Annotated in this window: 18 protein-coding genes and 4 tRNA genes; 8 read left to right on the top strand and 14 right to left on the bottom strand. The window is 46.6% G+C overall.

What is annotated here, in order from left to right:
- Position 1 precedes the first annotated feature (1 nt).
- From tsaE to orn, 8 genes are all read right to left on the bottom strand, one after another.
- Entirely contained in the window at positions 2-460 is a 459-nt protein-coding gene (tsaE, locus tag RA178_RS19030) for a tRNA (adenosine(37)-N6)-threonylcarbamoyltransferase complex ATPase subunit type 1 TsaE (protein ID WP_028761764.1), read from the bottom strand.
- Between the two features lie 90 nt (positions 461-550).
- Positions 551-2,035, bottom strand: coding sequence for an NAD(P)H-hydrate dehydratase (locus tag RA178_RS19035; protein WP_131523969.1), 1,485 nt, complete (start codon positions 2,033-2,035; stop codon positions 551-553).
- 268 nt (positions 2,036-2,303) lie between these two features.
- Positions 2,304-2,759 carry a hypothetical protein gene (locus RA178_RS19040; RefSeq protein WP_028761762.1) on the bottom strand — a complete coding sequence of 152 codons (456 nt, stop codon included), beginning with the start codon at positions 2,757-2,759 and terminating at the stop codon, positions 2,304-2,306.
- A gap of 481 nt (positions 2,760-3,240) precedes the next feature.
- Positions 3,241-3,316, bottom strand: a tRNA-Gly gene (locus tag RA178_RS19045).
- 42 nt (positions 3,317-3,358) lie between these two features.
- A tRNA-Gly gene (locus RA178_RS19050) sits at positions 3,359-3,434 on the bottom strand.
- A 121-nt stretch (positions 3,435-3,555) separates the two neighbouring features.
- A tRNA-Gly gene (locus RA178_RS19055) sits at positions 3,556-3,631 on the bottom strand.
- 42 nt (positions 3,632-3,673) lie between these two features.
- Positions 3,674-3,749: transfer RNA gene (locus RA178_RS19060), tRNA-Gly, on the bottom strand.
- 190 nt (positions 3,750-3,939) lie between these two features.
- Positions 3,940-4,485: an oligoribonuclease gene (orn, locus tag RA178_RS19065; RefSeq protein ID WP_131523968.1), complete on the bottom strand. Its 546-nt coding sequence runs from the start codon at positions 4,483-4,485 to the stop codon at positions 3,940-3,942.
- Positions 4,486-4,597: 112 nt separating this feature from the next.
- On the opposite strand from orn, the gene rsgA reads away from it, so the two are divergent.
- From rsgA to RA178_RS19090, 5 genes are all read left to right on the top strand, one after another.
- Positions 4,598-5,662, top strand: a complete 1,065-nt coding sequence (rsgA, locus tag RA178_RS19070) for a small ribosomal subunit biogenesis GTPase RsgA (RefSeq protein ID WP_105250279.1) — start codon at positions 4,598-4,600, stop codon at positions 5,660-5,662.
- 62 nt (positions 5,663-5,724) lie between these two features.
- Complete coding sequence (asd, locus tag RA178_RS19075) at positions 5,725-6,603, top strand: archaetidylserine decarboxylase (RefSeq protein ID WP_263139783.1); 879 nt, start codon at positions 5,725-5,727, stop codon at positions 6,601-6,603.
- Positions 6,604-6,609: 6 nt separating this feature from the next.
- Positions 6,610-7,491 (top strand): DMT family transporter, encoded by an 882-nt coding sequence (locus RA178_RS19080; protein ID WP_306683356.1) that lies wholly within the window; start codon positions 6,610-6,612, stop codon positions 7,489-7,491.
- Positions 7,492-7,559: 68 nt separating this feature from the next.
- Positions 7,560-10,763: a mechanosensitive ion channel domain-containing protein gene (locus RA178_RS19085; protein WP_306685428.1), complete on the top strand. Its 3,204-nt coding sequence runs from the start codon at positions 7,560-7,562 to the stop codon at positions 10,761-10,763.
- Positions 10,764-10,777: 14 nt separating this feature from the next.
- Positions 10,778-11,500, top strand: a complete 723-nt coding sequence (locus tag RA178_RS19090) for a glycerophosphodiester phosphodiesterase (protein WP_306683357.1) — start codon at positions 10,778-10,780, stop codon at positions 11,498-11,500.
- 20 nt (positions 11,501-11,520) lie between these two features.
- Here RA178_RS19090 and RA178_RS19095 read toward each other — a convergent pair whose 3' ends face one another.
- Entirely contained in the window at positions 11,521-11,856 is a 336-nt protein-coding gene (locus RA178_RS19095; RefSeq protein WP_113939153.1) for a DUF3392 domain-containing protein, read from the bottom strand.
- A 92-nt stretch (positions 11,857-11,948) separates the two neighbouring features.
- On the opposite strand from RA178_RS19095, the gene RA178_RS19100 reads away from it, so the two are divergent.
- The gene (locus RA178_RS19100; protein WP_306683359.1) at positions 11,949-12,884 is read left to right on the top strand and encodes a D-2-hydroxyacid dehydrogenase; all 936 of its coding nucleotides are present in this window, start codon (positions 11,949-11,951) and stop codon (positions 12,882-12,884) included.
- 106 nt (positions 12,885-12,990) lie between these two features.
- Here the strand turns inward: RA178_RS19100 and RA178_RS19105 are convergent, their stop codons facing one another.
- On the bottom strand, positions 12,991-14,565 hold the full coding sequence (locus RA178_RS19105; RefSeq protein ID WP_306683361.1) for a methyl-accepting chemotaxis protein: 1,575 nt from the start codon (positions 14,563-14,565) through the stop codon (positions 12,991-12,993).
- A gap of 260 nt (positions 14,566-14,825) precedes the next feature.
- Here RA178_RS19105 and RA178_RS19110 point away from each other — a divergent pair, with 260 nt between their 5' ends.
- Complete coding sequence (locus RA178_RS19110; protein WP_076498521.1) at positions 14,826-15,017, top strand: bacterioferritin-associated ferredoxin; 192 nt, start codon at positions 14,826-14,828, stop codon at positions 15,015-15,017.
- Between the two features lie 255 nt (positions 15,018-15,272).
- Here RA178_RS19110 and RA178_RS19115 read toward each other — a convergent pair whose 3' ends face one another.
- Together RA178_RS19115 and RA178_RS19120 are read right to left on the bottom strand one after the other, a co-directional pair.
- Positions 15,273-15,929, bottom strand: a complete 657-nt coding sequence (locus RA178_RS19115) for a thiopurine S-methyltransferase (protein ID WP_306683364.1) — start codon at positions 15,927-15,929, stop codon at positions 15,273-15,275.
- A gap of 102 nt (positions 15,930-16,031) precedes the next feature.
- On the bottom strand, positions 16,032-16,373 hold the full coding sequence (locus RA178_RS19120) for a hypothetical protein (protein WP_105250285.1): 342 nt from the start codon (positions 16,371-16,373) through the stop codon (positions 16,032-16,034).
- A gap of 249 nt (positions 16,374-16,622) precedes the next feature.
- Between RA178_RS19120 and RA178_RS19125 the strand changes: the two genes are divergently transcribed.
- Positions 16,623-18,431 (top strand): protein kinase domain-containing protein, encoded by a 1,809-nt coding sequence (locus RA178_RS19125; RefSeq protein ID WP_105250286.1) that lies wholly within the window; start codon positions 16,623-16,625, stop codon positions 18,429-18,431.
- 20 nt (positions 18,432-18,451) lie between these two features.
- Here the strand turns inward: RA178_RS19125 and RA178_RS19130 are convergent, their stop codons facing one another.
- Positions 18,452-20,860, bottom strand: a complete 2,409-nt coding sequence (locus RA178_RS19130; RefSeq protein WP_306683365.1) for a zinc-dependent metalloprotease — start codon at positions 20,858-20,860, stop codon at positions 18,452-18,454.
- Positions 20,861-20,988: 128 nt separating this feature from the next.
- Entirely contained in the window at positions 20,989-24,705 is a 3,717-nt protein-coding gene (locus RA178_RS19135) for a response regulator (protein WP_173496262.1), read from the bottom strand.
- Positions 24,706-24,897: the final 192 nt, after the last annotated feature.

Genomic DNA, 24,897 nt, shown 5'->3' on the forward strand with positions numbered 1-24,897 from the left:
TTTATTTTATCGCTTTTAATAACTTTTCACCTGGCTCAGACAAGGCCTCTATGCGTATTTCTCGCCCACTATTTTGATAACTTAAATGCATATGGACATCGGCAGCGGGCAGTAAACCCTCTCCCTTATCTGGCCATTCAACAATGCACAGACTCTTATCCGTAAAGTAATCACGGATCCCCATAAACTCGAGTTCTTCTGGATCGTTTAAACGATACAAATCAAAATGATAAACTTCGACACCTTCTAGCTCATATGGTTCAACTAAAGTGTAAGTCGGGCTTTTAACTGCACCTTTATGGCCTAATCCCTGAATTAAGCCACGACTCAGCGTCGTTTTACCGGCTCCTAAATCACCCGTAAGATACAGAGTCAAAGGCGCTTGGACATGGCGGGCTAATTTTTGCCCAACCGCAATAGTGTCGTCTTCGTTGTCTAAGAAAAAAGTTAACTCTGTCATATCCGCTTATATCACTGCTGTTATTGATGGAGAAGCGACTCAATCTTGCTAATGCACAGGGCAAAGCCCTGCTTGAGTCTCACATTCCGCCTAGAGTAAATCACTATTCACTAATTGGCGAATAAAAGGCATTAAATCGCTCGCTAACATACCCCGTTCTCCCTGTATTGCCGCAAGATCAGCGGCGCAACCATGTACGACTACGCCAAGCACCGTTGCCTGCATATTATCCATTCCCTGAGCCATGAGCGCGCCTATAATACCAGATAACACATCGCCACACCCACCACTGGCAAGCCCAGGGTTGCCGACTGGTGCCACTACCATTTGCTGACCATCAAAAATGACCGTTCCTGCGCCCTTTAGCAATACAACACCGCCGTACTTTTGCTGTATCGCGCGAACAGCGGCAAATCTGTCCAGTTCAATATCGGCCACGGTACAACCAAGTAAACGCGCCGCCTCGCCCGGATGTGGTGTTAATACCCAATTAGTTTGGCGCCTTGGTTCATTACTGAGCAGATTCAACGCATCGGCATCTAAAACACAAGGCTTATCGCTCAAGCCCACGGCTTTAAACAAATTATACCCCCAGTCATGCTTACCTAAACCAGGACCAAGCACGATAACCTGCGCCCAACCAAGGCGCAGATACACTTCCATATCGACTAAATCACAACCCCAAAACATCAGTTCAGGACGGGAGACATTCACCGTCAGTTGATGCTCAGGTCGACTGATCACAGTGACTAATCCCGCGCCTGCACGTAGGCAAGCCTCACTTGCCAGTCTCACAGCCCCAGCCATGCCTATATCACCGCCGATGACAGTGACTTTTCCCGATTGGCCTTTATGGCTATCCCGTGCTCGGGCGGCAAAATAGTCCTTAAGAGTCTCTCTTCCTACTCTTTGTGCGCTCGCTTCAGCAAAGAAAGGCGTTAATTCTAAATCTGCAAATTCAAGCTCGCCGCTGTAATGCCGCGCCTTACCGGTTAACACACCTTGCTTTAAACCTCCAAAACATAAGGTGATATCCGCCATCACAGCAACACCTGCTACGGCGCCTGTATCAGCAATGACTCCAGAGGGTAAATCAAGGCTCAATACCCAAGCCGAATTGTCATTGATGGCACGGATATATTTAGCCATATCGTCGCGTACAGCATCATGTACCCCAGTACCTAACAGACCATCGACTATGATTTTCGCTGCGAGAATAGGTTCAACCTCTAACGGCAGTAATTTTCCACCTTCAGCAAGATAATGGGTCAATGCTTGCTGACACTCAGGTGTACCTGCCGCTGACGTCATCATCACAGAAACGTCCATACCACTGGCACGGGCTAAACAGGCGCACACTAAAGCATCGGCACCATTGTTACCGCTGCCGGCAAGGATTAACACCGGTGAGACTTTGGAGCTATGTTTCGCTAAACACTCAAAAGCCGCCGCGCCAGCACGCTCGACCAATTCATAGAGACTAGATACTCCCTGAGACACTGCACTCAGTTCAGCTTCGCGAACTTGTGTTTGGGTGTATAGAGCTTTGGGAAATTGCGATAGATCTTGTGCCATGAAGGATCTCCTTAGACACCAATGACTCCATTTCACAATGAGTAATCTCACCATAGAAGTCTTGGCAGAATTGAGCAAGGCCAATAAAAATCAGCCAATAGATCAAGAAAGTAGCAAAAAAAGCAGCGAGAAATTATGACGTAAATCAGTTCAGGCGCAGAAACCCGCCCAAATGGAGCAAAGTAGAGTAAAAGTGGCCTATACAAAGTCGACATAAAAACCAAAGCCAGCACTGGGCTGGCTTTGAGATTCGAGAAGACATGACGGTTTAGATATCGTCCATCCGAATCGTACTATGGACTAAACGTTGCTGCTGAGTTTTCTCTACTCGGATCAAATTGGCTAACGCATTGCGCGCATCTTCCGCCGTGGTTGAGTTAACTGTTTTTTCTAACAAACCAATCAGACGATTCTCTAGGTCTAAATGTAAGTTGAGCACATCATCTTCATTCATGTTTGCGGGCAACATAGTATCTTGGCAACGCTTAGTAAAGTCTTCAAAAGTGAAGTCTTTATACCAAGTATCAAGAATACGATGTGGTGCTTCATCCATATAATCACGCAGTTTTTCTGCCATGGTTTTTTGGTGTGATTCAAAATATTCCAACATCATTTTCACACGAGCCGAGTCAGCTTGATTGTTGAGTCGGCCATAGAGTTGCGCCATATCTAAGCGGCAATTTGCCACATACTCGAGTAGATCACGTAATTGTTGAATACGCATATAATGCACTCCATTGTCAGGCCAACTACTTGGCGCTATTAATTTTGTCTAATTCCATTATGTGAGTAAAAGCGTTACGAATATTTGAACAAGGTCATAATTTAACTTTCACGCAGCTATCTAATTTAGGAAAACTTGAAGAAACACGCTATAGATCACGCATCTAAATCCTATCACACTGTTTTGTATAAAAGAGAAAAGCCAAAAGAGATCTCAACACACTTTTCCCAAAGGGTATTCGTAAGTCTTTGGTTGTGCATGGTGAATCTGAGATAGAGTGCTTGAGGTAGATGGCAGTGAATCAAGACAAATATAGACGAACTAATTGAGGGAATGATGTGAGAAGTACAGCGAAATGATTTTAATCACAACAATTTGAGCCTATGTTCTAGCTAACTGTTTAAGCATTAAGAAAGTTATAGCGATATTAGGAACTGAACTAATTGAAAATTAAAGCAATAATAAGGAAATAGAACGAAATTGGAGCGACATATCGGGTTCGAACCGATGACCTATACCTTGGCAAGGTATCGCTCTACCAACTGAGCTAATGTCGCATAATCTGTATTAATGATTTGGTAAATCACTAAGTTTTAATTTGGAGCGACATATCGGGTTCGAACCGATGACCTATACCTTGGCAAGGTATCGCTCTACCAACTGAGCTAATGTCGCATAATTATCGCTGTCACATCAGCCTTCAACATTCAAAAAGGTATCGTCTATCAACCTTTATCAACTGAGCTAATGTCGCATAATCTGTATTAATGATTTGGTAAATCACTAAGTTTTAATTTGGAGCGACATATCGGGTTCGAACCGATGACCTATACCTTGGCAAGGTATCGCTCTACCAACTGAGCTAATGTCGCATAATCTGTATTAATGATTTGGCAAATCACTAAATTTTAATTTGGAGCGACATATCGGGTTCGAACCGATGACCTATACCTTGGCAAGGTATCGCTCTACCAACTGAGCTAATGTCGCTTTTTGCATCGCTGCTACATTTGCCTTCAACATTAACAAAGGTATCGCCTATCAACCTTTATCAACTGAGCTAACGTCGCATTCAATCTAAATGACCGCACATCTCTGTTCGCATCAAAAAGTTGAGGCCGCATTATATGAAAAATTCATGCGGCTGCAACCCCTTCTTGCATATTTATCTACTGATCGGTCAAATTTTAAATACTTTGCTGCGATAATACTGCAATTCAGCGATCGACTCTTGGATATCCTGCAGGGCTTGGTGAGTATTTTGCTTCTTAAAACCGTCCATAGTTTCTGGGCTCCAACGCTTCACTAGCTCTTTAATCGTACTGACATCCACATTGCGGTAGTGGAAATAATCTTCCAGCTCGCGCATATAACGATTTAAAAAGCGTCTATCTTGACCAATGCTGTTACCACACATTGGAGAGGCGCCCTTAGGAACATACTGTTCTAAGAAGGCAATAGTCTTAGCCACGGCTTGCGCTTCGGTTTCTTGGCTAGCACGAACGCGATCAATCAACCCTGACTCACCATGGTGCTTTTGATTCCAATCATCCATAGCGGCCAGCACATCATCTGACTGATGAATCGCGATAACCGGACCTTGACCGATAATATTGAGTTCTTGATCTGTCACTAAAGTGGCAATTTCAATGATCCTGTCGACGTCGGGCTCTAACCCTGTCATTTCCAAATCGATCCAAATGAGATTATTTACATCTGCCGTCATAAATCAGCCTTATCATGTCAGTTAGCCTAAATTCAGGCTTTTTTATTCAAGAGCGTGTATCATACTGCTTTTTTCCAACACAAAAAATCACCTAATTGACGAAGACGAATCAGTGAGTAAAAAGAAACCCCTAAGCCAAGGTCAATTACGCCGTATGCGCGCTAATCACGAGAAGCGACTCAATCGTGACAGTGGCGATAAAAATACGCCAGAGTTACAGGATAGTTCATTGGGGCAAGAACAGCCCGGTACTGTGATTTCACGTTTTGGCCAACATGCCGACATAGAAACTGAAAGCGGCCAAATTGTGCGCTGTAATATTCGCCGTGCCGTCACCAGTTTAGTGACTGGCGATAAAGTGATCGTACGCTTAGCCATTGAGAGCCAAGCCAATAGCGGTATCGCAGGTATTGTTGAAGCCGTTCATCCACGTCGCTCATCACTTACACGCCCAGATTTATACGATGGCGTGAAAATCATCGCCTCGAATATCGACCAAATTTTGATTGTCTCCTCGGTATTACCCAGCTTTACCACCCAGATCATTGACCGTTATTTAGTGGCTGCCGAAGATACCGATATTCCGCCTATCATCATTTTAAATAAAATTGACTTGCTCAATCCCGATGAAGCGCAGGCAATCGATGAAGCGCTACAGCGCTACAAAGACATTGGCTATCCGGTTTATAAGGTCAGCAGCAAGCTTGGCGATGGTATCGATACCATCAAAGGCATACTCAAAGATAAAGTCAGCGTGTTTGCCGGCCAATCTGGTGTGGGTAAATCATCGATCATCAATGCATTACTACCCGATGCAGAGCTTATTATCGGCGATGTTTCCGATAACTCAGGTTTAGGTCAACACACTACTACCACTGCTAAGCTGTTGCACTTGCCTAGTGGCGGCGATTTAATCGACTCTCCGGGCGTGCGCGAATTCGCCCTATGGCATCTTCCTGCACAACGTGTCGGCTGGTGCTTTATCGAGTTTCGCGAGTATCTTGGCGCATGTAAATTCCGCGATTGTAAACACGGTGACGATCCCGGCTGTGCACTTCAAGAAGCCCTGAGCCAAGGTAAGATCAGCGCAGATCGCTTTAATAATTACCATAAAATTATCGCCAGCTTAGATGAACAACGTCATGCCCGCCATTTCCGTGCGGCCACTGATGAATAACGACTTATTGATAAATAACAACAGTCTCAGCAAAGATTGAGCAGTAAGAAAAGGAATTGAAATTGGATAAAGTCAAAATAGCGCTGCAGTACATGTTGCCAAAACACTTGTTATCTCGTTTAGTGGGTAAACTCGCTGCAGCCGAAGCTGGCGCCTTAACCACTGCCGCCATTAAGTGGTTTATCAAACAATATAAAATCGACATGAGCGAAGCGGCGCAGAGCGAACCAGAAGCCTATAAAAGCTTTAATGCTTTTTTTACCCGCGCCCTTAAACCCGGTATTCGTCCGTTAGATATGGACGCCGATATCATGGTGCATCCCGTCGATGGTGCGGTAAGTCAGTTAGGCCCCATCAAAAACGGTCGTATCTTCCAAGCTAAGGGTCATCACTATTCATCGTTAACCTTGCTTGGCGATCAAGCCGAAGATGCTAAACGCTTCGAAGGCGGTGATTTTGCGACTATCTATCTGGCGCCTAAAGACTATCACCGTATCCATATGCCGATTAAAGGCACGTTATCAAAAATGACCTATGTACCTGGCGAACTGTTTTCAGTGAATCCGTTAACGGCGAGACATGTACCCGGTCTGTTTGCCCGTAACGAACGCGTTGTGGCGATTTTTGAAACCGAATTAGGTCCATTGGCCATGGTATTGGTTGGCGCAACGATTGTTGCCAGTATTGAAACCGTATGGGCTGGCACAGTCACGCCGCCGACAGGTAAGCAAGTCTTCACTTGGGAATATCCAACCCAAGGCCCAGATGCCATCACCTTAGACAAGGGCGAAGAAATGGGTCGCTTCAAGTTAGGCAGTACTGTGGTGATGTTGTTTGCCAAAAACGCTATCGCGACATTTGCTGAAGGTGTCGAAGCCGAAGCAGTAACGCGTATGGGACAAGCCTTCGCTAACCTGAAAGACGTTAAGCAAGCGGATTAAGTTTTCTTGAGTTCTGCTAAACCTTCGGGATTAATTGAATTGCATCTGGCTGTGCTGCTATTTGGCGGCACAGCTTTGTTTTCTAAATTAATCCCGCTCAGCGCCCTCGACATCACCTTTCTGCGCTGTATCGTCGCTGCCACAGTGTTAGGTTTGCTAGTCAAATTCAGCCGTAAACGGCTAACGCTGGCAAGCAAACAAGATTATCTAGTCGCCATCGGGCTTGGGGTTATCGTCAGCCTGCATTGGGTGACTTATTTTGCGGCCATGCAATTATCGTCGGTCGCCATTGGCATGATTGCATTTTTCACCTATCCGGTGATGACAGTGATTGCCGAGCCGTTACTGACAGGTAATAAGATAAAATTACACGATATGCTCAGTGGTGTGTTAGTGCTGATTGGGGTGATATTACTGATCCCTGAAGCCAATTTAGGTAACGACACTACGCTAGGGATTGCCATCGGCATAGTGTCCGCCATCTTGTTCACCACCCGTAACTTATTGCACAAACGCTACTTTTCCCAGTACAGCGGCCCCCATGCCATGTTCTATCAAACTTTGGTCGCTGTGATGTTCCTGATGCCGTGGCACCAAACGGAACTGGGCAGTATCTCATTAGAAGTGTGGGGATTAATTATTTTACTCGGCGTCGTCTTTACCGCCGCACCCCACGCCTTATTTACCTCGGCCCTTAGGCAACTGAGCGCCAAGACTGTCGGCCTAGTCTCTTGCTTACAACCCTTTTATGGCGCCATGTTAGCGCTGATCATTTTAGGTGAAGAGCTCAATCTCAACACCCTAATTGGTGGCACTATCATAGTCGCTACCGCCATCTTCGAAACCCATCAATCGCACCAATCACAGCGGCGAAAAAAGAACGCCTGAAACATACCAATCTCAACGCAATTTGGCTAATATGGAGCGTCTTTCGCCCCTAAATGTCTTTAGCCTATATGCCACGTATTTTATTGTTCATTATTGCTTTTTTCACATTTTCCGCACTTGCCAATTCGCCTTTGCAGTTGGACAAACGTCTTGGCATGAACAAGCAAGATCAGCAACAAAATCTCAGCATTGACGAACAAATTAACGAACTAAAAATTAACATAGAAAAACTAGCCGCCAACGCAGCCAGTTTCCAACAAGCGCAGATTGATTTTGAGCAACATAAGAAGCGCACTAACCAAGCACTGAAAGATGCCTATAAGCCTTTATCTCTGGAAAAAGGTACTGACCTCAGCCAGCAGGCTTCCATGGCCTATATTCGCTTGTCTGAACTTAAAGAAAGCGAATCCACCCTTGGCCGACAAGTTAACGATTTATTACTACGTCACAATGACTTACCTACAGTTATCGCCAGCGCGAGGCAAACTGTCGCCCAAAACAAAAAAGCAGAACTCGCCCCGCTAGATACCCCTACGGGAGAGTTACAGCAAACTCAACGACTCTTCTTTGAACAAAGCCTTGCCACCGATGAAGCAGAACTTGCCAGCAGCCAAAAACGCATTGAACTGACGCAATTACAATTACAGCTAGTCCGCCAACAACTGGTGCAGCAAGAAGCCTTGATCGAAACCATCAACAAGGCAATCAATAAACAACGTCAGCAACAAACGGATGCCACCCTAGCCAAAAACTTAGTTAATACCGAAAAAGTCATCGATCCTATCACCCGTAATATTGCCGACACTAACCAGATTTACGGCCAAAAGCTGCAAACGTTAACTTTGCAGATCAATAATGTGGTCGAACAGCAGGAACAGGCAGAAACCCAATATCAATCCCAAGCTAAACAACTGGCAAACATCCAAGAGCAGATCACTTGGGTCAAAATGAACTCCGCCTTTGGTGAGCGCTTTTTGCAGATGTTGCAATCACTGCCTAAACCACCGAATCACGAAAAACTGCAAACGCTGATCGCCGATGCGCGCTTAGACAGATACCATTTAGAGCAGCAACAAGCCCTCAATGAGCAAGAATTAGAACAACCCGGCTTATACAATGAGCAGCAGATTAAGCTCTTACACTCGCAACAGAGTTTGATCTCGCAGTTGATGCAAAGCTATGACCAATACTTAAGTGAATTAGGCAAGCTGAAGGTCAATTACCAACAACTGAGCCAACAGAATCTCACCCTCAAAAATACCCTTAACGAACATTTATTCTGGGTGCCTAACGCTGCAAGTATCAGTAAGTTATGGCTTACGGATCTTGAGCGCAGCACGGTTTGGCTTGTGCAACAAGCACAGTGGGATGAACTGGGAAAAGCCTGGGATGAACAAAACGATTATTGGTCTTGGTGGATCATATTGCTGGTACTGTGTTTAGTCGTACAAGACTTGATCACGCCTAAATTCAATCGCTTGCTAAATCATTACACCACTTATGTGGGCAATGTGACCCAAGATAAATTCATTTACACTCTCAAAGCGCTCGCCTGCAGTATCAGCTATGCGTTGATAAAACCTTTCCCAGTGATCATGGCGGGATTGATTTTCTATCATTCCGATCGCAATTTTGTGCAGGCTGTGGGTATGGGCATACTGGCGATTGGTTTAGTGTATCTCTTATATCGCTTTATCTTTATTCTGACGCTCGACAAAGGCGTACTCGTGGGCCATTTCAAACGCCCCTCAAAACTCATTCAAGCGGGACAATCACGGCTCAGACACTTTGTGCTGATTGCTAGCCCATTATTGGGTCTGATGGGCTTTACCGAAGTACTCGACACATCACTGGTGCGTAATAGCATAGGCCGCGGCGCATTCATTATTTTCTGTATCGTTTTATTCTTGTTATACAAAGATATTTTAATCCTGAGCCGTAAAAACTCAGATGCAAAAAAAGACGGTAAAAACAAAAAACTCATTCAGAAAATACTCTGGACCTTGCTGATTTCTGTGCCGCTTTTAAGCGCAGTGTTAGCCTTTAGGGGTTACTACTTCACCGCTTTCCAAATGCTGTTACAACTGCAATTATCTATCGTGCTGGGTCTGGGTTTCTTGCTCTTATACCAATTGATCAAACGGTGGATGTTAATCGAACGCCGCCGTATCGCCTTCGATCGCGCTAAGGCAAAACGTGCCGAACGCTTAGCACAAAGGGAAAAAGGCGAAACGCATCACCCTTCCGTCGATGGACTCGATACCTACGAAGAACCCGTAGTCGATCTCGAAACCATTTCGAGCCAATCCCTTGGCCTAGTGCGTTCACTCTTGTTATTGGCCTTTTTAGCCAGTTTGATTGGTCTGTGGACTCAAACCCATACGGCGCTGTTTTCCTTCCTCGATGGCATTACGCTGTGGACGACCAATACCAGTGTAAATGGCTTAGAGCAACAATTGCCTATTACCATGAAATCACTGATGTTTGGACTGATAGTAGTAGGTTTCTCGTTAATGATTGCCACCAATTTACCCGGCCTACTTGAGCTAATGATCCTGCAAAGGCTTGATCTCTCGCCCGGAACGGGTTTTGCGATCACAACCGTCAGCCGTTATCTGGTGGTTTTCCTTGGCCTATTAATCGGCTTCTCTAATCTCGGGATGGAATGGTCTAAGTTGCAATGGCTGATTGCCGCACTGTCTCTCGGTTTAGGTTTTGGTTTGCAAGAAATTTTCGCCAACTTTATCTCAGGTTTGATCATTTTGTTTGAGAAACCCGTGCGGATTGGCGACACGGTGACAATTCGTGATTTAACAGGGACTGTCAGTAAAATCCAAATTCGGGCGACCACCATTATTGACTGGGATAGAAAGGAAATTATCATCCCGAACAAGGCCTTTATCACAGAGCAGCTGATCAACTGGTCCTTGTCAGATCCTATTACTCGGGTCATTGTTTATGTGTCGGTGGCGCGGGATTCAGACCCTGCCAAAGTTGAAGCGACCCTGTATCAAGCGGTGCAAGAGTGTGAAGATGCACTTGCCAGCCCAGAACCTGAAGTCTGGTTTGCCGGCTTTGGTAAGCATACCCAAGATTATGAAGTGCGCGCCTATGCGAAAGATATGTCGGCACGCTGGCCACTGCGCCATGATTTACATAAACGAGTGACTAAAAAACTCAAAGAAAACAATCTCGAACTCGCCTACCCGCAGATGGAAATCCATATTAAGAATGGTCAAAATCGCGAGCAACAAGGCATTATTAGAAGCTAATAGGATCGCAGACCATGCTTATTTTTGCTCACCGCGGCGCCAGCGGTTATCAGGCCGAAAATACCTTAGCCGCCATGGCTAAAGCGTTAGAATTGGGTGTACAAGCCGTCGAACTCGATGTACATAATGTCGAAGGTGAGTTAGTCGTGTTTCACGACAGACGACTCGATAATAAAAGCTCGGGCACGGGCGTCATTCACTTAGTGAGCAAGGATTATCTAGCAAGCATCAATGTGAAAGGTGAATCCATTCCGACGCTATGGCAAGTACTTGAGCTGATTGCGGGGCGCTGCATAGTCAATATAGAGTTAAAAGGCATTAATACCGTCACGCCGTTAATCGACTTATATCCAAAGGCTATGAGTCAGCTTGGTTTTAATAAGGAGCAGTTACTGATCTCTTCTTTTAATCACCCCTATCTGTATGAACTTAAACAGGCGTTGCCAGATGCTTTAGTCGCACCACTGCTTGCCAGTATTCCACTCGAAGGGGCTGCGGTAGTAAGCGACCTAAATGCCTATTCATTGCATTTAGATGTGAGTTTTATCAGCCAAGCGCTAGTAGATGACGCCCACAACAGAGGCGCTAAGGTTTATGTTTATACTGTCGATCATAGCGACGATATTCATGCACTTAAGCAGATGGGCGTCGATGGTGTGTTCAGCAATTACCCCGATCGCGCCATGCAAGCCTTAACTCAAAAGGCAATGGCCAATTACTCTGGCTACTTTGAGTAGCGGCAAAAATAATAACGATATTAAGCTTGGCTATTTCGCTGAGCCCAATAACCGATAAAAATAAACATGGCCACAATTAACAGAAACATCCAATGGGATGGCATAGCCACTATGTGTCTTGCCACCCAAGGCGTGGCTTTCACGATTAATAGGCCATAGCCAAAGGCATTCACAATAATAAAAACAAATGTTCGCAGCACAAAAGAATGCCCCAACAAATGACGCCTTAAGATACGATTTACATCCGCTGAAAAAACCAAAATAAGACACACCACCATAGCGGTAGCAATATCGAAGGCCCAAGGGCGAAGCATATTACCTAACTGGGCAATAATGGCGACTAATTGATCAAACATAGACTTAACCTAAAAAGATGCAGCGCAATCCATCTGAGTGGCCGCGACAGCGTATTGAAAAATAACAATAACCAAGCATAAAGGGAGACGCCATGGGGCACAAGTTACTCTTGCTAACAAAGGCAAATCAACAGTACCGCGACTTGATTGAAGCGCAGAGTCTCCCAGATTTAACGTTACTCGACGATAATCCTACGGGCATAATTGATGCAGATATTTGGTTAGCCGAACCTAAACTTGCCGCGCCCCTATTGCCCCATGCTAAAAATCTGCAATGGTTACAATCAAGCTTTGCTGGCATAGATGCCCTGATGAGTCCAAGGGGCAGAAAAGACTATCAACTCACCAATATTAAAGGCATTTTCGGCCCGCTGATGAGCGAGTATCTATTCGGCTATTTACTCGCGCATATCCGCGGCCATCGTTTTTATCGCCAGCAACAAGGACAAAAACAGTGGCTGATTCAACCCCAGCAGCGCCACTCAAGTTTACAGGGCATGCGATTGCTCTTGCTTGGCACAGGGTCAATAGCCCAGCATTTAGCGAAGACGGCAAAACACTTTGGCATGCATGTTACTGGTATCAATAGCAGCGGTAATGCCGTAGAAGGTTTTGATATCATAGAAGCTATGTCCAATTTAGGCCAAGTGTTGACACAGGCCGATGTGGTTGCAAATCTACTGCCAAGCACTCCTGCAACGTACAATCTTCTCAATGCTGACATGTTAGCCATGTTAAAAACTGATGCAGTGCTGTTTAATGTTGGCCGCGGTGATGCACTCGATCTCGATGCACTCAATATCCAACTTATCGCTAATCCTAGTCAGCAAGCGATCCTCGATGTATTTGCTCAGGAACCTTTGCCCAATAGCCATCTTATTTGGGAACGGGAAAATGCCGTGATCACGCCGCATATTTCGGCGCCAAGCCATCCTGCACAAATCGTCGATATCTTTAGCCAAAACTATCGCCGCTACATCATGGGTGAACCACTGCAGAATAGAGTCGACTTTAGTAAAGGCTATTGAGTTAACGATCAGGAATTGATTCAGAGAGCAGAAATTGAGTTAGAAATCAGAAAAAGAAAAGGCAATAGTCAGACTATTGCCTTTTTTTATTTTAAATTTTAGGCAGTTAAATCCTAAAGCTGCGCTTTAAGAATTGCTCGACTAATACAGAGTGAGAATCCATCTCGCGGGTCACTTCGTCATTCAAGCCGACCATTTCACTGCCGAGTTGATGACTAGAATGGGTAAATTGCGACACATTCACCACGCTGCGATTCATCTCATTTGCCACACTCGATTGCTCTTCAACCGCGCTGGCAATATGGTGTGTCATATCGGTAATGGTCGAAATGGCCTCACGAATCGTACGTAATGCCGTACCCGCTAAATCCGCCGTTGAAATACATTCGGAAGCGGCAACCACTCCTTGCTGCATACTGATAACAGCTTTATTCGTCCCCTGCTGCAACAGATTAATCATACTGTGGATTTCTTTTGTGGCATCGTGAGTACGTTGTGCCAGCGCCCGTACTTCGTCAGCAACGACAGCGAAGCCACGACCTTGCTCACCCGCTCTAGCCGCTTCAATCGCGGCATTCAATGCCAGTAAATTCGTCTGCCCCGCAATACTCTGAATCACATCGAGCACAGTGCCAATATCTTTACTATGGGCTTCTAACTCAGTAATAACTTTTGACGTTTGTTGCAGTTGCTCCGCCATCGCTTGAATCGAGCGAATAGTACTCGACACCGTTTTATCACCATTGATGGTTTCAGCGGATGCCATTTGCGTGGCACTCGCCGCATCGGCACAATTGGAGGACATATCGCCTAATGTGGCGGTCATTTCCTGCATCGCTGTAGCAACTTGTTCTATTTCAGATAGTTGAGCCTGACTGGTACTCTGGATTTGTTTGCCCTTAGCGGCAGATATTTTGGCCTGTTCTGACACGTTATAACAGGAATCCGATGCACGCCCAAGAATCGACTTAAGCTCTGAATTCTGCATTTGCAGTGCTAAATTAATCGCGCCAAGATCGTCACAGTTACCACTATAGATATGAGCCATCAGCGGATTATCGTAGATATGCTTTGCCTTAGCCACTATCGCGTAATAGCGATTCAGCACCAGATTACCGCCCACCAGCAATACTAGGACACTTATCGCTAGGGCAATAAAGCCCATTAAGCCAATTTGCAGAGCAAGGTAAAGCATGGGTAGCATGGCAACCAATGCGAGTAACAGCAATTTAACTGGCATATCCAAGGTACGTTTTAACGCGCTGACGCTGCCCTTTTTGTTCAACTCCGCATAGGCTATTTCTGCACGCTTAACCTGATCGCGTGTGGGTTTAGTGCGTACTGATTGAAACTCGACGACTTTGCCATTAACTGAAATCGGTGAGACATAGGCATCGACCCAATAGTGATCGCCATTGGCGCAGCGGTTTTTTACTATCCCTTTCCAAGGCTCGCCTTTTTTGATGCATCGCCACAGATCTTCAAACGCTTGCGGAGGCATATCTGGATGACGCACCATGTTGTGGGGCTTGCCTAGCATGGCATCGAGGTCGTAACCGGCAACGGTACAGAAAGATTGATTGGCGTAAGTGATATGACTTTGAGTATCCGTGGTCGACAATAAAATCCAATCCGCTGGATAATCATATTCTCGCTGTGTAACTGGTAGATTAGTTCTCATGAAACCTTATGGATCTTTGATTAATTCTTCGTTATTCATCCATGAGTTATCCATCCGTGAGGCATCATCACCCTGACTCTGTATTCCTAAACCTACTTCTAAAACTGCCTAGCTTTTTAGTGCTAAAACACACCTAGCATAGACGATAAAACGTGCGCCATGTAACAAAAACGTTAAAGTATGAAAATCACCCAAAAACATGATTGCATTTGATAAGCGTTTTCATTTAGAATTAGCGCAATTCGATTGGAGACTAATATATGTACGTTTGTCTTTGCCATGCGATCACTGATACGCAAATTAAAAACGCAGTAAGCCAGGGCGATAGCTCGCTTGCTGACGTAAAAAAGCGCTTAGGTGTTGCCGATCAATGTGGTAAATGCGCCAGAATGGCAGTGCAGATCATTCAAAATCAACTAGAGCTTGAGCCTAATTATTACGAAGTCGCATAGAGTTCATCGCGAATAGCATGGTAAAGGGTAACTCACTCACGAACAAAGTTCCGACAAGTTAAAACCACGCTGACTCAAGCAAACTTAGTCCCAAAATCCAGCGGCAACAAAGTCTTCTATCTGTCAATTCACCTTTAAATAGCCTTGCCAGCCTAATCTTTAGATATGATGTTTTAATGACAAGCCCCACTGAACTCCAAGCTCGAAAGCCGCGAATAATTCAATAGGGTTACAGATCCAACTTCCGAGTCAAGCCTACTTACGTTTCAACAAATAGGCCGCTTCATTAAGCCAAGGCACTGCTTTCTTAATAAAACGTGGATTCTCGGCCAACACATCTTGCGACGCTAATACTTCAATATCAAAATCCTCACTCAGATGCTGCTCTACCCAAGTAGGGGATACAGCAAAAGGCGGGCCGATAAGGGATTCTTGCGGATAATCTAAAGTCACTAATAAACCGACACTACCGCTAGGTAATAAGCTCGCTAACTGCTTGGCATATTGTGCACGCATGCTCTCTGGCCAAGCGATCAACGCGGCGCGATCGTAAAAAGCCGTCACCGCTTGGGTGATAGTCTTAGGTAGGGTGAAAATATCGCCTTGATACAAGCTGATCTGTTCGGTTTGATGATGCTGGTGTTCACCCACGGCCGTTTTCGTCATCTCGAGTTGGTTATCGCTAAAAAATTGCTGTACAGCCAATTCATTCAACTCACACCCTATGACCTGATGCCCCTGTTCTGCGAGGAAACACATGTCTAGCGACTTACCACATAAGGGCACAAAAACCTTGGTATCTGCGGGTAATGCAAGCTGCTGCCAATACTTAACGAGGAAAGGATTGATGTCTTGCTGATGAAAACCTATCTGTTGCTGCTGCCACTTTTCATGCCAAAAACCGGGTTCCATGGGTTTATCTCTATTCGCTAATATTGTCCTTACTCTAATGACATTTTAAAGTAGATGCAAAGCCTCCTGCCATTCGGCAAACTCAGCAATGTAAAGACTCACTTACTGATCTAACGTGGCTTGCACTTTACGCAGCCAAACACAGTTATCGCATTGGCATTGACGGCGTGATAAATGATGTGGACTTAAAGATGAGTCGATAAAGTCCACGGCGATCAACAACTGCTGTTTTAACTCGGCAATCGATTTTTCGTTCACGGCCACCAGCTCGTCATTCTGGTTCATCCAGATGCATTCCATGCCCTGATGACACGTTAAACATTGCTCGTCTCTATCATTAAAAAATACCGCATGCGGGCAATGGGTCACTTCCATTGACTGTAAAATACGCTTACGCGGATATTCCAAAAGTTCGATCAACAAGGCTTTATATTGGGTGGGCATACGCCCTCCTTAGCTGCACTTTGTCTGTGGGTTAATTAACAAAAATTGATTCCATCTAATGCCCCAAAGATTACCTATAGTCGCGAGGATTTAATTTGATGTAAGTCAAAGTCAGTGACGAAATGATCGTATAGGTAAGCCGCGCCTGACGCTGATCATCAATGCCATTCAAAATACTAAAATAAAGCCACCCGCTATTTGATTATCTCCCCCGCTTACTGGTTAAATGAACAAAACAAGGAGCACAATTTGCAAACACCGCAGCTGCAGCATTTTTATATTTCTGAAGAGCAATCCATTTACTTGCTCAAAGCCAATGATGCCCGTAAACACAAGGCATGGATCCGCCTCTGTAAACAACAGCTGAGCAAGTTAGGTTATACCGATATCGAATTGGTCGGTAAAGGCGCCTACGGTTTCGTGTTTGCGGGTATCAATCAAGCGGGCGATGCCCATGTGTTTAAGTTTTCACGGATTAATTTGCCGCAACATATTCAAGATCGGCTCGAAGAAGAAGCCTTTATGCTCTCCTTACTCAAGCACCCTAATGTGCCAGGGGCGATCAAATTTGAGCGAGTAGGTAAGCAGGGAATACTCGTGATGGAACGGGCAAAAGGGGAAGATCTCGACCAACTTTGCCGCCGCATGGGCGCCCTACCGACCGCTATGGTCATGAGCATCGCCCGCCAACTCGCCGATATCTTGTATTACCTGCGCACGGGCAAGCCTTTAGTGCACGGCGATATCAAACCTTCGAATCTGGTTTACGATATTGAACAACAACACTTATCGTTAATCGATTGGGGCTCAGCGGTATTTGCGCAGCGGGATGAACATAACAAACCCGTCGAAGACAATGTGATGGCGTTAATGTCTAGCGATCAACAACATACCAACGCCCGCATGGGTGATGTGTACTTTATCGGCGAAGAGCAACTCAATGGAGCACTCTCCAGCCCGCGCTTTGACGAGCAAGGAGTTGCCGCGACTCTGTATGCCCTCGCCTCTGGGCAAGCAAGTCGCTTCGGTGCACAGGTGATCTCGCCCACCAGCATTGGCTTACCGATAGAATTAGCCCGTACCTTAGAGGGCATGCTCAGCACTGATCCGCAGCAGCGCAACATTGCCGGCGATTACTTTTTAAAAAGTATGCGCCACAGCCACAGATTACATTTACCTGAACTGCCCAAAGCTGATTTACAGGGTGAAATTCCTGTTTGGGTACAATCCCGCGACAAAGATGTTGAAACCGTCAGCTACAGTTCGCGCAAATCCTTTTTAAAGGAGCACAACGCCCAAGATCCCATCGCTAAGATGGATGATATTCAGCTCGAAAAATATTACCGCAACTTCCTCGCAGGCATGGGCGATACCGAAAAAGGCTTTATCGCCGCAGTGGGTCGTTTAGCGCAATATCCGATCGTGGGTGGTCTGGCTATTCATTGGCAGGAAACCGGCGTGTTTATCGACTCCAATCTTGCGATTTACGATGCAAAACAAAAAAGTGCCTTGATCATAGCGGTCAACAATATGGTGGACTTAGCACGGGGAATTAAACGGATAGGGGTGTTTAAGGCCTGTTTCTTTAACGCCAAAGACACACTGCATATCGAACGAGCTGACACCAGCGAGCCTTTTGTCGCCAGTGCCGCACTGCAGTTGCCCTTCGAAGTCGGTGACGTACCCACCTTAGAAGATAAGTCGCGCTTACATTCTTATTTTGAAGACGGTAAAGATCCCGATGAGAACCTCGAATTACCCCATGAAATCATGGAAGAATTAGCCCGCATCAACCAAATTCACCACACAGGCTGCATCATTTTTGAGGCGCTGCCGAATCACTTAAAAATTCACAGTTACTTGAAGCTGCTCAATCCACGTAAGCAAGCAGCGTTTCGCGCGAGCCTCGATCGCATCTTGCACCATGTCGGAAAAATACAAGGTCACGGCGTATCGGGCTTTATGAAACTGCCCTACAAAAACACCCGCCGCTTTACTCATCTAGAGCGTAAAGCCGATCACTTTTATCCGAAAAATCCAAAAGAAATAGGCGCCTAATGGCGCCTATGTTCATCGGATTAAATCGGTGATCCCGGCGGTAGGGTTAACGGCTTAGGAATAAGCTTAACCTTAGCATCGGTCAAACCCGCAGCCAGACCCTGTTGCAACCAAGTATAGTGCGCCGCAAGACTCACATTCGCTCGATTCGACTTCGCTTTCAATTGCTTAATCACAAACTGAGCGCGATCGTTGATCGCTGCCCTCACCTCTGGTGAGGTTTGAGGATCATGCAGCGTTGCCAGCACTTCATCAATCACCACAGCGTTCACTCGCATCCACACGCCTTCGACTAGCGCGAGCTTATCCTCTTGATACAAGGTCGCCGCGAATAACTTATCCAATAATGTCGTCACCGATAACTGCTCACTATCGGCCATGGATGCTTGGCTGACACGATTCAAGCGTTTAGGCATCAATAGCAAGCTTACGGTATGACGGCTAAACACTTCAGCCATACCAAGAGGATCGTTAATAGCACCTAGACCTGAATCGAAGGATTCCCGCGTGACATGATAATTCCCCGCCTTTGGCACTAAACTGTCGAGCAAGGTTTGCGGCACAGTTAAACTCGCCGCATCGAGCGTGTTAAGTAGCGCGTCTAAGCCCGTTAACTGCAACTGCGGCGCAATATAGCTCCAGCGGCTGCCTTCACCGATAGATTGATAGTTATAGTCAGTGCCACCAATAAACTTCGCGACCGCATCGATTTGATAACGCGTCAGCAAATAAATTGGCGCAAAGGCATCGGCTAGCTCGCCCAGTGGCTCATTGGGTAACAAGGCCGCACTGGAGAATCCCGCAATCGCCTTAGTGCGAATTTTATCTAACTTACCAAGCTGGTCGATCGGATCGTCACCACTATCCCACAAACTGGCATAGGCCTGACTCGCATCCTTTTGGCGAGAATCAGCCTCACCGATATAACGTAAGCCACGTTTCGCCACATCGGCCAGCAAGTCGACTTGCAGTGCTTGTTGGGTACGGGCATCGCCTTGTTCGCTATAGCCATAGACGATAGTAAAATCATCCCAAGGGCCAACACCTGTAGTGTAAGGTGCTGAAATATCAATATCATTGCCCTTTAGCTGGATTTTCGGATGGGGATAATCCATCACAGAGGCATCCTGATTAGTCGAAGCAGCAAAGTTATGATCGAGCCCTAAGGTATGGCCGACTTCATGGGCGGCCAGTTGGCGAATACGCGCGAGCGACAAGGCTGTCGCCGCTTTCTCGGCAGCCACTCTATCCTGCCAGCCTGCGGTTAAGCCTTTAGCAATCAAGTAATCCTGACGCACACGCAAACTGCCGAGCGTGACTTGACCCTTAATGATTTCACCTGTGCGAGGATCGGTCAGTGCGGCGCCATAGGACCAACCCCGCGTCGCCCTGTGCACCCATTGGATCATGTTGTAGCGAATATCCTGCGGATCGGCATCTACAGGTAATAACTCAACTTTAAAGCCGTTGATAAATCCCGCCCGAGTAAAAGCCGTCTCCCACCAGCGCGCGCCATCGAGCAACGCCGATCGTATAGATTCTGGCACACCAGGATCGAGATAATAAGTAATAGGTTTAACGACTTCGCTTGGCGCTGGGCCTGGATGCACTTTCTGTAAACGGTGGCGCAGGATAAAACGCTGCACTAAAGGTTGGTCAAAGGGCATGGCATAATCGCGATACTCATCGGACAAATAACCGCTCATAGGATGATAAGCCCGCGGCTGGTAATCCGCATCGGGAAGCTCAACAAAAGAATAACGCATCCGCACCGACATTAAGGTGCCATCGGGTGTTACCTGTGCGACCTGCGCGCCAGCAACATCGCCTTTGAACGTCAGTTGCACATCCACATCGGCGTTTTTCTCAAAGGATTTAATCCCTTTGGGTAAGATGACAGAACGGCTCAAATCGAGCTGATAATTGCCCTGCTCTGTTTGTTGCAATACGGAAGACACGCCGTGTAAATCATTGAGCACCAGATCGTTAATCGCTACCAAATCTGGCTTGCCCTCAATCACTTTGCCTTGCCATAACACAGAATCGGCAAAGGCTTCTTCAACCGCTCTTTGCTCGGCGGCATCAGAGGTATTCGCACGATATTGAGTATTGAGTTGCTTGAGTAAAACATAGGGACCTTGGCGCTCAAACTGCACCATACGGGTCTGACCCAGTTGGCCGCGATCGAGACCAATGTCGTTTGATCCTGCGCCCTGTGGCAGGCTAGTAACTAAGATAAAAGGTTGATTTAAACGATTGACCTCAAGATATAACTCTCCCTCAGACTCCTCGTAATAGAGATTAAGAAACCCTTTCGCCTCTTGGCCCTGCTTAATGATCTTGGCGCTAGGCGCGGCTGCCGCGACCGTAACGGTGGGAAATCCTAACAGCGCTATAAATAAGGCTAAGGCTACACTTTGGGGTTTCATCTTTCCTCCTGATTCGGCTGGCTGCGTTATTTACCTTATAAGTCATTGGCATCTTGGATGACTGCTTATCTCAAGCGATTGATTTAAAGTAAATAACGCGAGGCCATCACTGGCCCCGAGCAAATAAATTAACGATTCTGATGCTGGTTCTTGTGTTTGATCCAGTGATTTAATGTTTCAAATAATTCGTTGAGCACTATGGGTTTAGTGATGTGGGCATTCATCCCCGCCGCTAAACTCTTTTCCCTGTCGCCCGACATTGCATGGGCTGTCATGGCAATGATAGGCAGTTCATCGGCACTAAAACGCTCACGCAATGCCCTTGCGGCCGTTAACCCGTCCATCACTGGCATTTGAATATCCATCAACACGGCATCAAACGGCCGCGAGTCGATGGTATCCAGCGCCACTTGACCATTGTCGGCCAGCACCACTTCGTAGCCAGCGCTCTTAAGGAGTTCGGTGGCCACTTGCTGGTTAATAAAGTTATCCTCCACCAGCAGCACTAAACCTGTGTGCTCTCCTTCCTCAACTTGAACTTCAACCATAGGCTGAACCACATTCAATCTCGGTTCATCGGCAAAGGCGGCAATGATCTCATCGAACAGACTCGATGCCTTAAACGGTTTTTGTAGTACGGCAAACACATTGGCACTATCGACTTCATGCTGCAAGGGCTCTGCCGCATAGGCCGTCATCATGATAATCACAGGCCGTTTCGCTAAGCGGCCCTCGGCAACCATAGTGTCTATGGCGCTGACCACATCGCTGCCGTCCATTTCTGGCATCATCCAGTCGAGTAATAACAGATCGATTGGTGCCCGCGACAGTTTGTAAAGCGCTTCGGCGCCACTGGCGGCAGTATCGACGTCGAAGTGGAAATCTCGCATCAAGGTCGAATAAATTTGCAGTGCCGTCGGGTTATCGTCAACGACTAAGGTGCGTAAACTATTGAGTTTTTCCGGCACGACCAAAGGTTCAATCTTAGCGGCTTCGGCAATTTCAAAACTGATGGTAAAGCTAAAGGTACTACCTACCCCAAGCTCACTCTGCACTTGCATCTTGCCGCCCATCATAGACACCAGATGCTTACTGATCGACAAACCTAAGCCAGTGCCACCGTATTTACGAGTGGTCGAACCGTCAGCTTGGGCGAAGGCATCAAACAACTTATCCTGTTGATCTTTACCTATGCCGATACCCGTATCGCGCACCCAGAACTTCAAGGTAATCCGATGATCCCGCTCGCCGACATCTTCACAGCCGAGCTCAATCTCGCCAGATTGGGTAAATTTCACCGCATTCGATAGCAGGTTAATCAGCACTTGGCCTAAACGTAGCGGATCGCCCTTAAGAATGAGTCCTGCCGTCACAGGGGCATATAAGAGTAACTCAACGCCCTGTTCCTGTGCCTTAAGCGCATTGAGATCCAGAGCGTGATCGAGCACTTTATCCAGCGGGAACGGCACCCGCTCAAGCTCCAACTTACCCGCCTCAATTTTAGAGAAGTCGAGAATATCATTGATGATCCTCAGCAGCGATTGCGCCGAGAAACCGGCTTTTTCGAGGTAATCTTTCTGCTGCGCCGTTAACGAAGTGCGCTGTGCCAACTGCAACATACCGATAATGGCATTCATCGGTGTGCGGATCTCATGGCTCATGTTGGCCAAGAATTCACTCTTGTAGAGGTTAGCGAGTTCGGCGTCTTGCTTGGCTTCAAGCAACGCCACTTCGTTACTCTTATGGCGGGTAATATCCTTATGGGTACCAAGCATACGTTTGGGCTGACCTTCGGCGGTGAACTCCACCACACGGCCACGGGATAACACCCAGTGATAGCCGCCATTTTTACCTAACATACGGAATTCAATTTCGAAAGCACCGACGGGATCAGCAAGATACTGAGCACGGTATTCCTCGACACGAATACGATCGTCGGGGTGGGATAATTCATCAATCGTCGATACTAAAGCTGGGAATTCATTGGTTTTATAACCCAACATAGAATAATAGGCTGGGTTACAAATGATCTGTTCAGAGTCTAAATACCAGTCCCACAGGCCATCTTCCACCGCATCCATGGCTAAGTGATAACGCTCTTCGGACAGGCGTAATTGTTCGGCGGATTCGTATTCCCGCGTCACATCACGCCACACGGCAATCAATCCCTGCAGTTCGCCGCGGCGATTGTAGAAAGGCAGCTTAAGGGTATCGAGCAGCACAGGTTTGCCCGCAAGCTCGACCTTTTCTTGGTAACGCAGCGGCGTGCGATCTTTTAAGACTTGTTCGTCTTCGGCGCGGATACGAATGCCCATTTCAGGCGAGGTCAGATCCTCAGATGATAAACCTATCATCTCGCTCTCTGTGTAACCCAGCATGCGTTCAGCCGCCTTGTTACAACCTAAATAGTTGCCTTCTTTATCTTTAAAGACAATCGCTTCGGGAATCGAGTCAAGCAGGGATCGCAGTAGCGCATATTCACGCTCACGCCGCTCTGTGGTGTCTTTTAAGCGCTCGGTACGCCGTGCCACTAGCTTATCGAGCCGCTTATTCTGCTCAGCCAGATGGTGGGTATATTGTTTATTTTCCTCAAAAATCCGACTCACCAGCAAGAACCAAGGTTCCCAGCCGCGAGTGATCTTCTCCGGTGGCTTACGCGGCTCTTGGGAGCAACCTTCAAGGTGCGACAGTAGTCGCGAGGCTGGACTCACAAAAGATCGACGCGTCTGCCAATGCACTATGGTCACCAACACCGACAGGGCGATAACCACTAAAATAAAGGTCAGCTGCAGTTTTTCCCACGAGTCTTGGAATAGGTCGTCTTCATCCTGCAAATACAGTAAACGCCAAGGCGCGTTATGCAGGGCAACCGAGTGAATGTAATAGCCGTTACGAATGATGCCATCGTGGGCATCGAACAATTCCGACTCAGGTAAAGAATGCAGCTCAGAGGGAATACGTTGGCTGATGTGATAGACCCGATTGATATCTGAGCTATCAAAATCGCTGTGGGATAAAATATTGTTCTGTTGGTCGAGCAAAATCACTGTGCCCGGCATCTTAAAGTAAACCCGAATTTGCCGCGCTAACGAGGCAAGCGTCATGTCTAAGTTGATTGAGCCAATGAACTCATCATCCAAATAAATGGGCACACCTAAAGTGGTCAATAAGCCTTTGCCCGTGGAGTCAACATAGGCTTCACTCCAAAATACACTGCGCTGCGGGTTCATTGCTGGGGTGGCGTATTGGAACTGTTTCTTGTTGAGTAATTCGTCCCTAAAACGTTGATCGTCATTCGACCAAGGGAAGTAGGACATGATCCTACGTTTCGACAGGTAATAAATCGCCGAGGCTTTCGGGGCGGCTTCTTTGGCGACGGGAAATGACAGTGACAGCTCAAACAACATCTCAAGCTCTTGATAGAACTTGTCGTCGCGGCCGTCGAGGGAACCCGCACCAGTAATCCTACCCATGTTGGTAAAAGGCTCACCGCTCTGGGCGTAGCTAGGTTCTAAGGTAAAATACTGGCCGCTTTCGTTGAATTTACCGTATTGGGGTAAGCGTTCTTTACGTACGAGTTCGCCCAAACGTAAATGATCCACAGCAACGTTGCGTAAGCTTTTTACCGCTCTAATGCTCGACTCAAGTAGCAAATCGATTTGCAATACATGGCGCTGAACCTGCTCTTCACGCTGTTCCATCTGCTGTGCTTTTTGGCGGTCGAAAAACATCCATGCGGTCAACAAAGACATGACGATAACGCCGATGTACGTATAAAAAACGGCACGGTTGTAGTTCTTCTGGATCGGCGATTTTAGTTGGAGATCCGGCTCACTCGATTTCATCCACTACCCTTGATTGCAGCGCTTAATTTCAGCCTACGGCGGCAAAAACTATGAGCTCCATATAGTAGCAGGAAGGAACTGCCAATCACATAAAATAATTGTCAGATAAAGCCTACTCATACCACTGATAAGTCGATTAAAAATCTACTACTCCACAAAATTAAGGCCTCCATATCTGAGGCCTTAGTCATT

The organism is Shewanella oncorhynchi (assembly GCF_030848765.1).
In the GTDB taxonomy this organism is placed as follows: domain Bacteria; phylum Pseudomonadota; class Gammaproteobacteria; order Enterobacterales; family Shewanellaceae; genus Shewanella; species Shewanella oncorhynchi.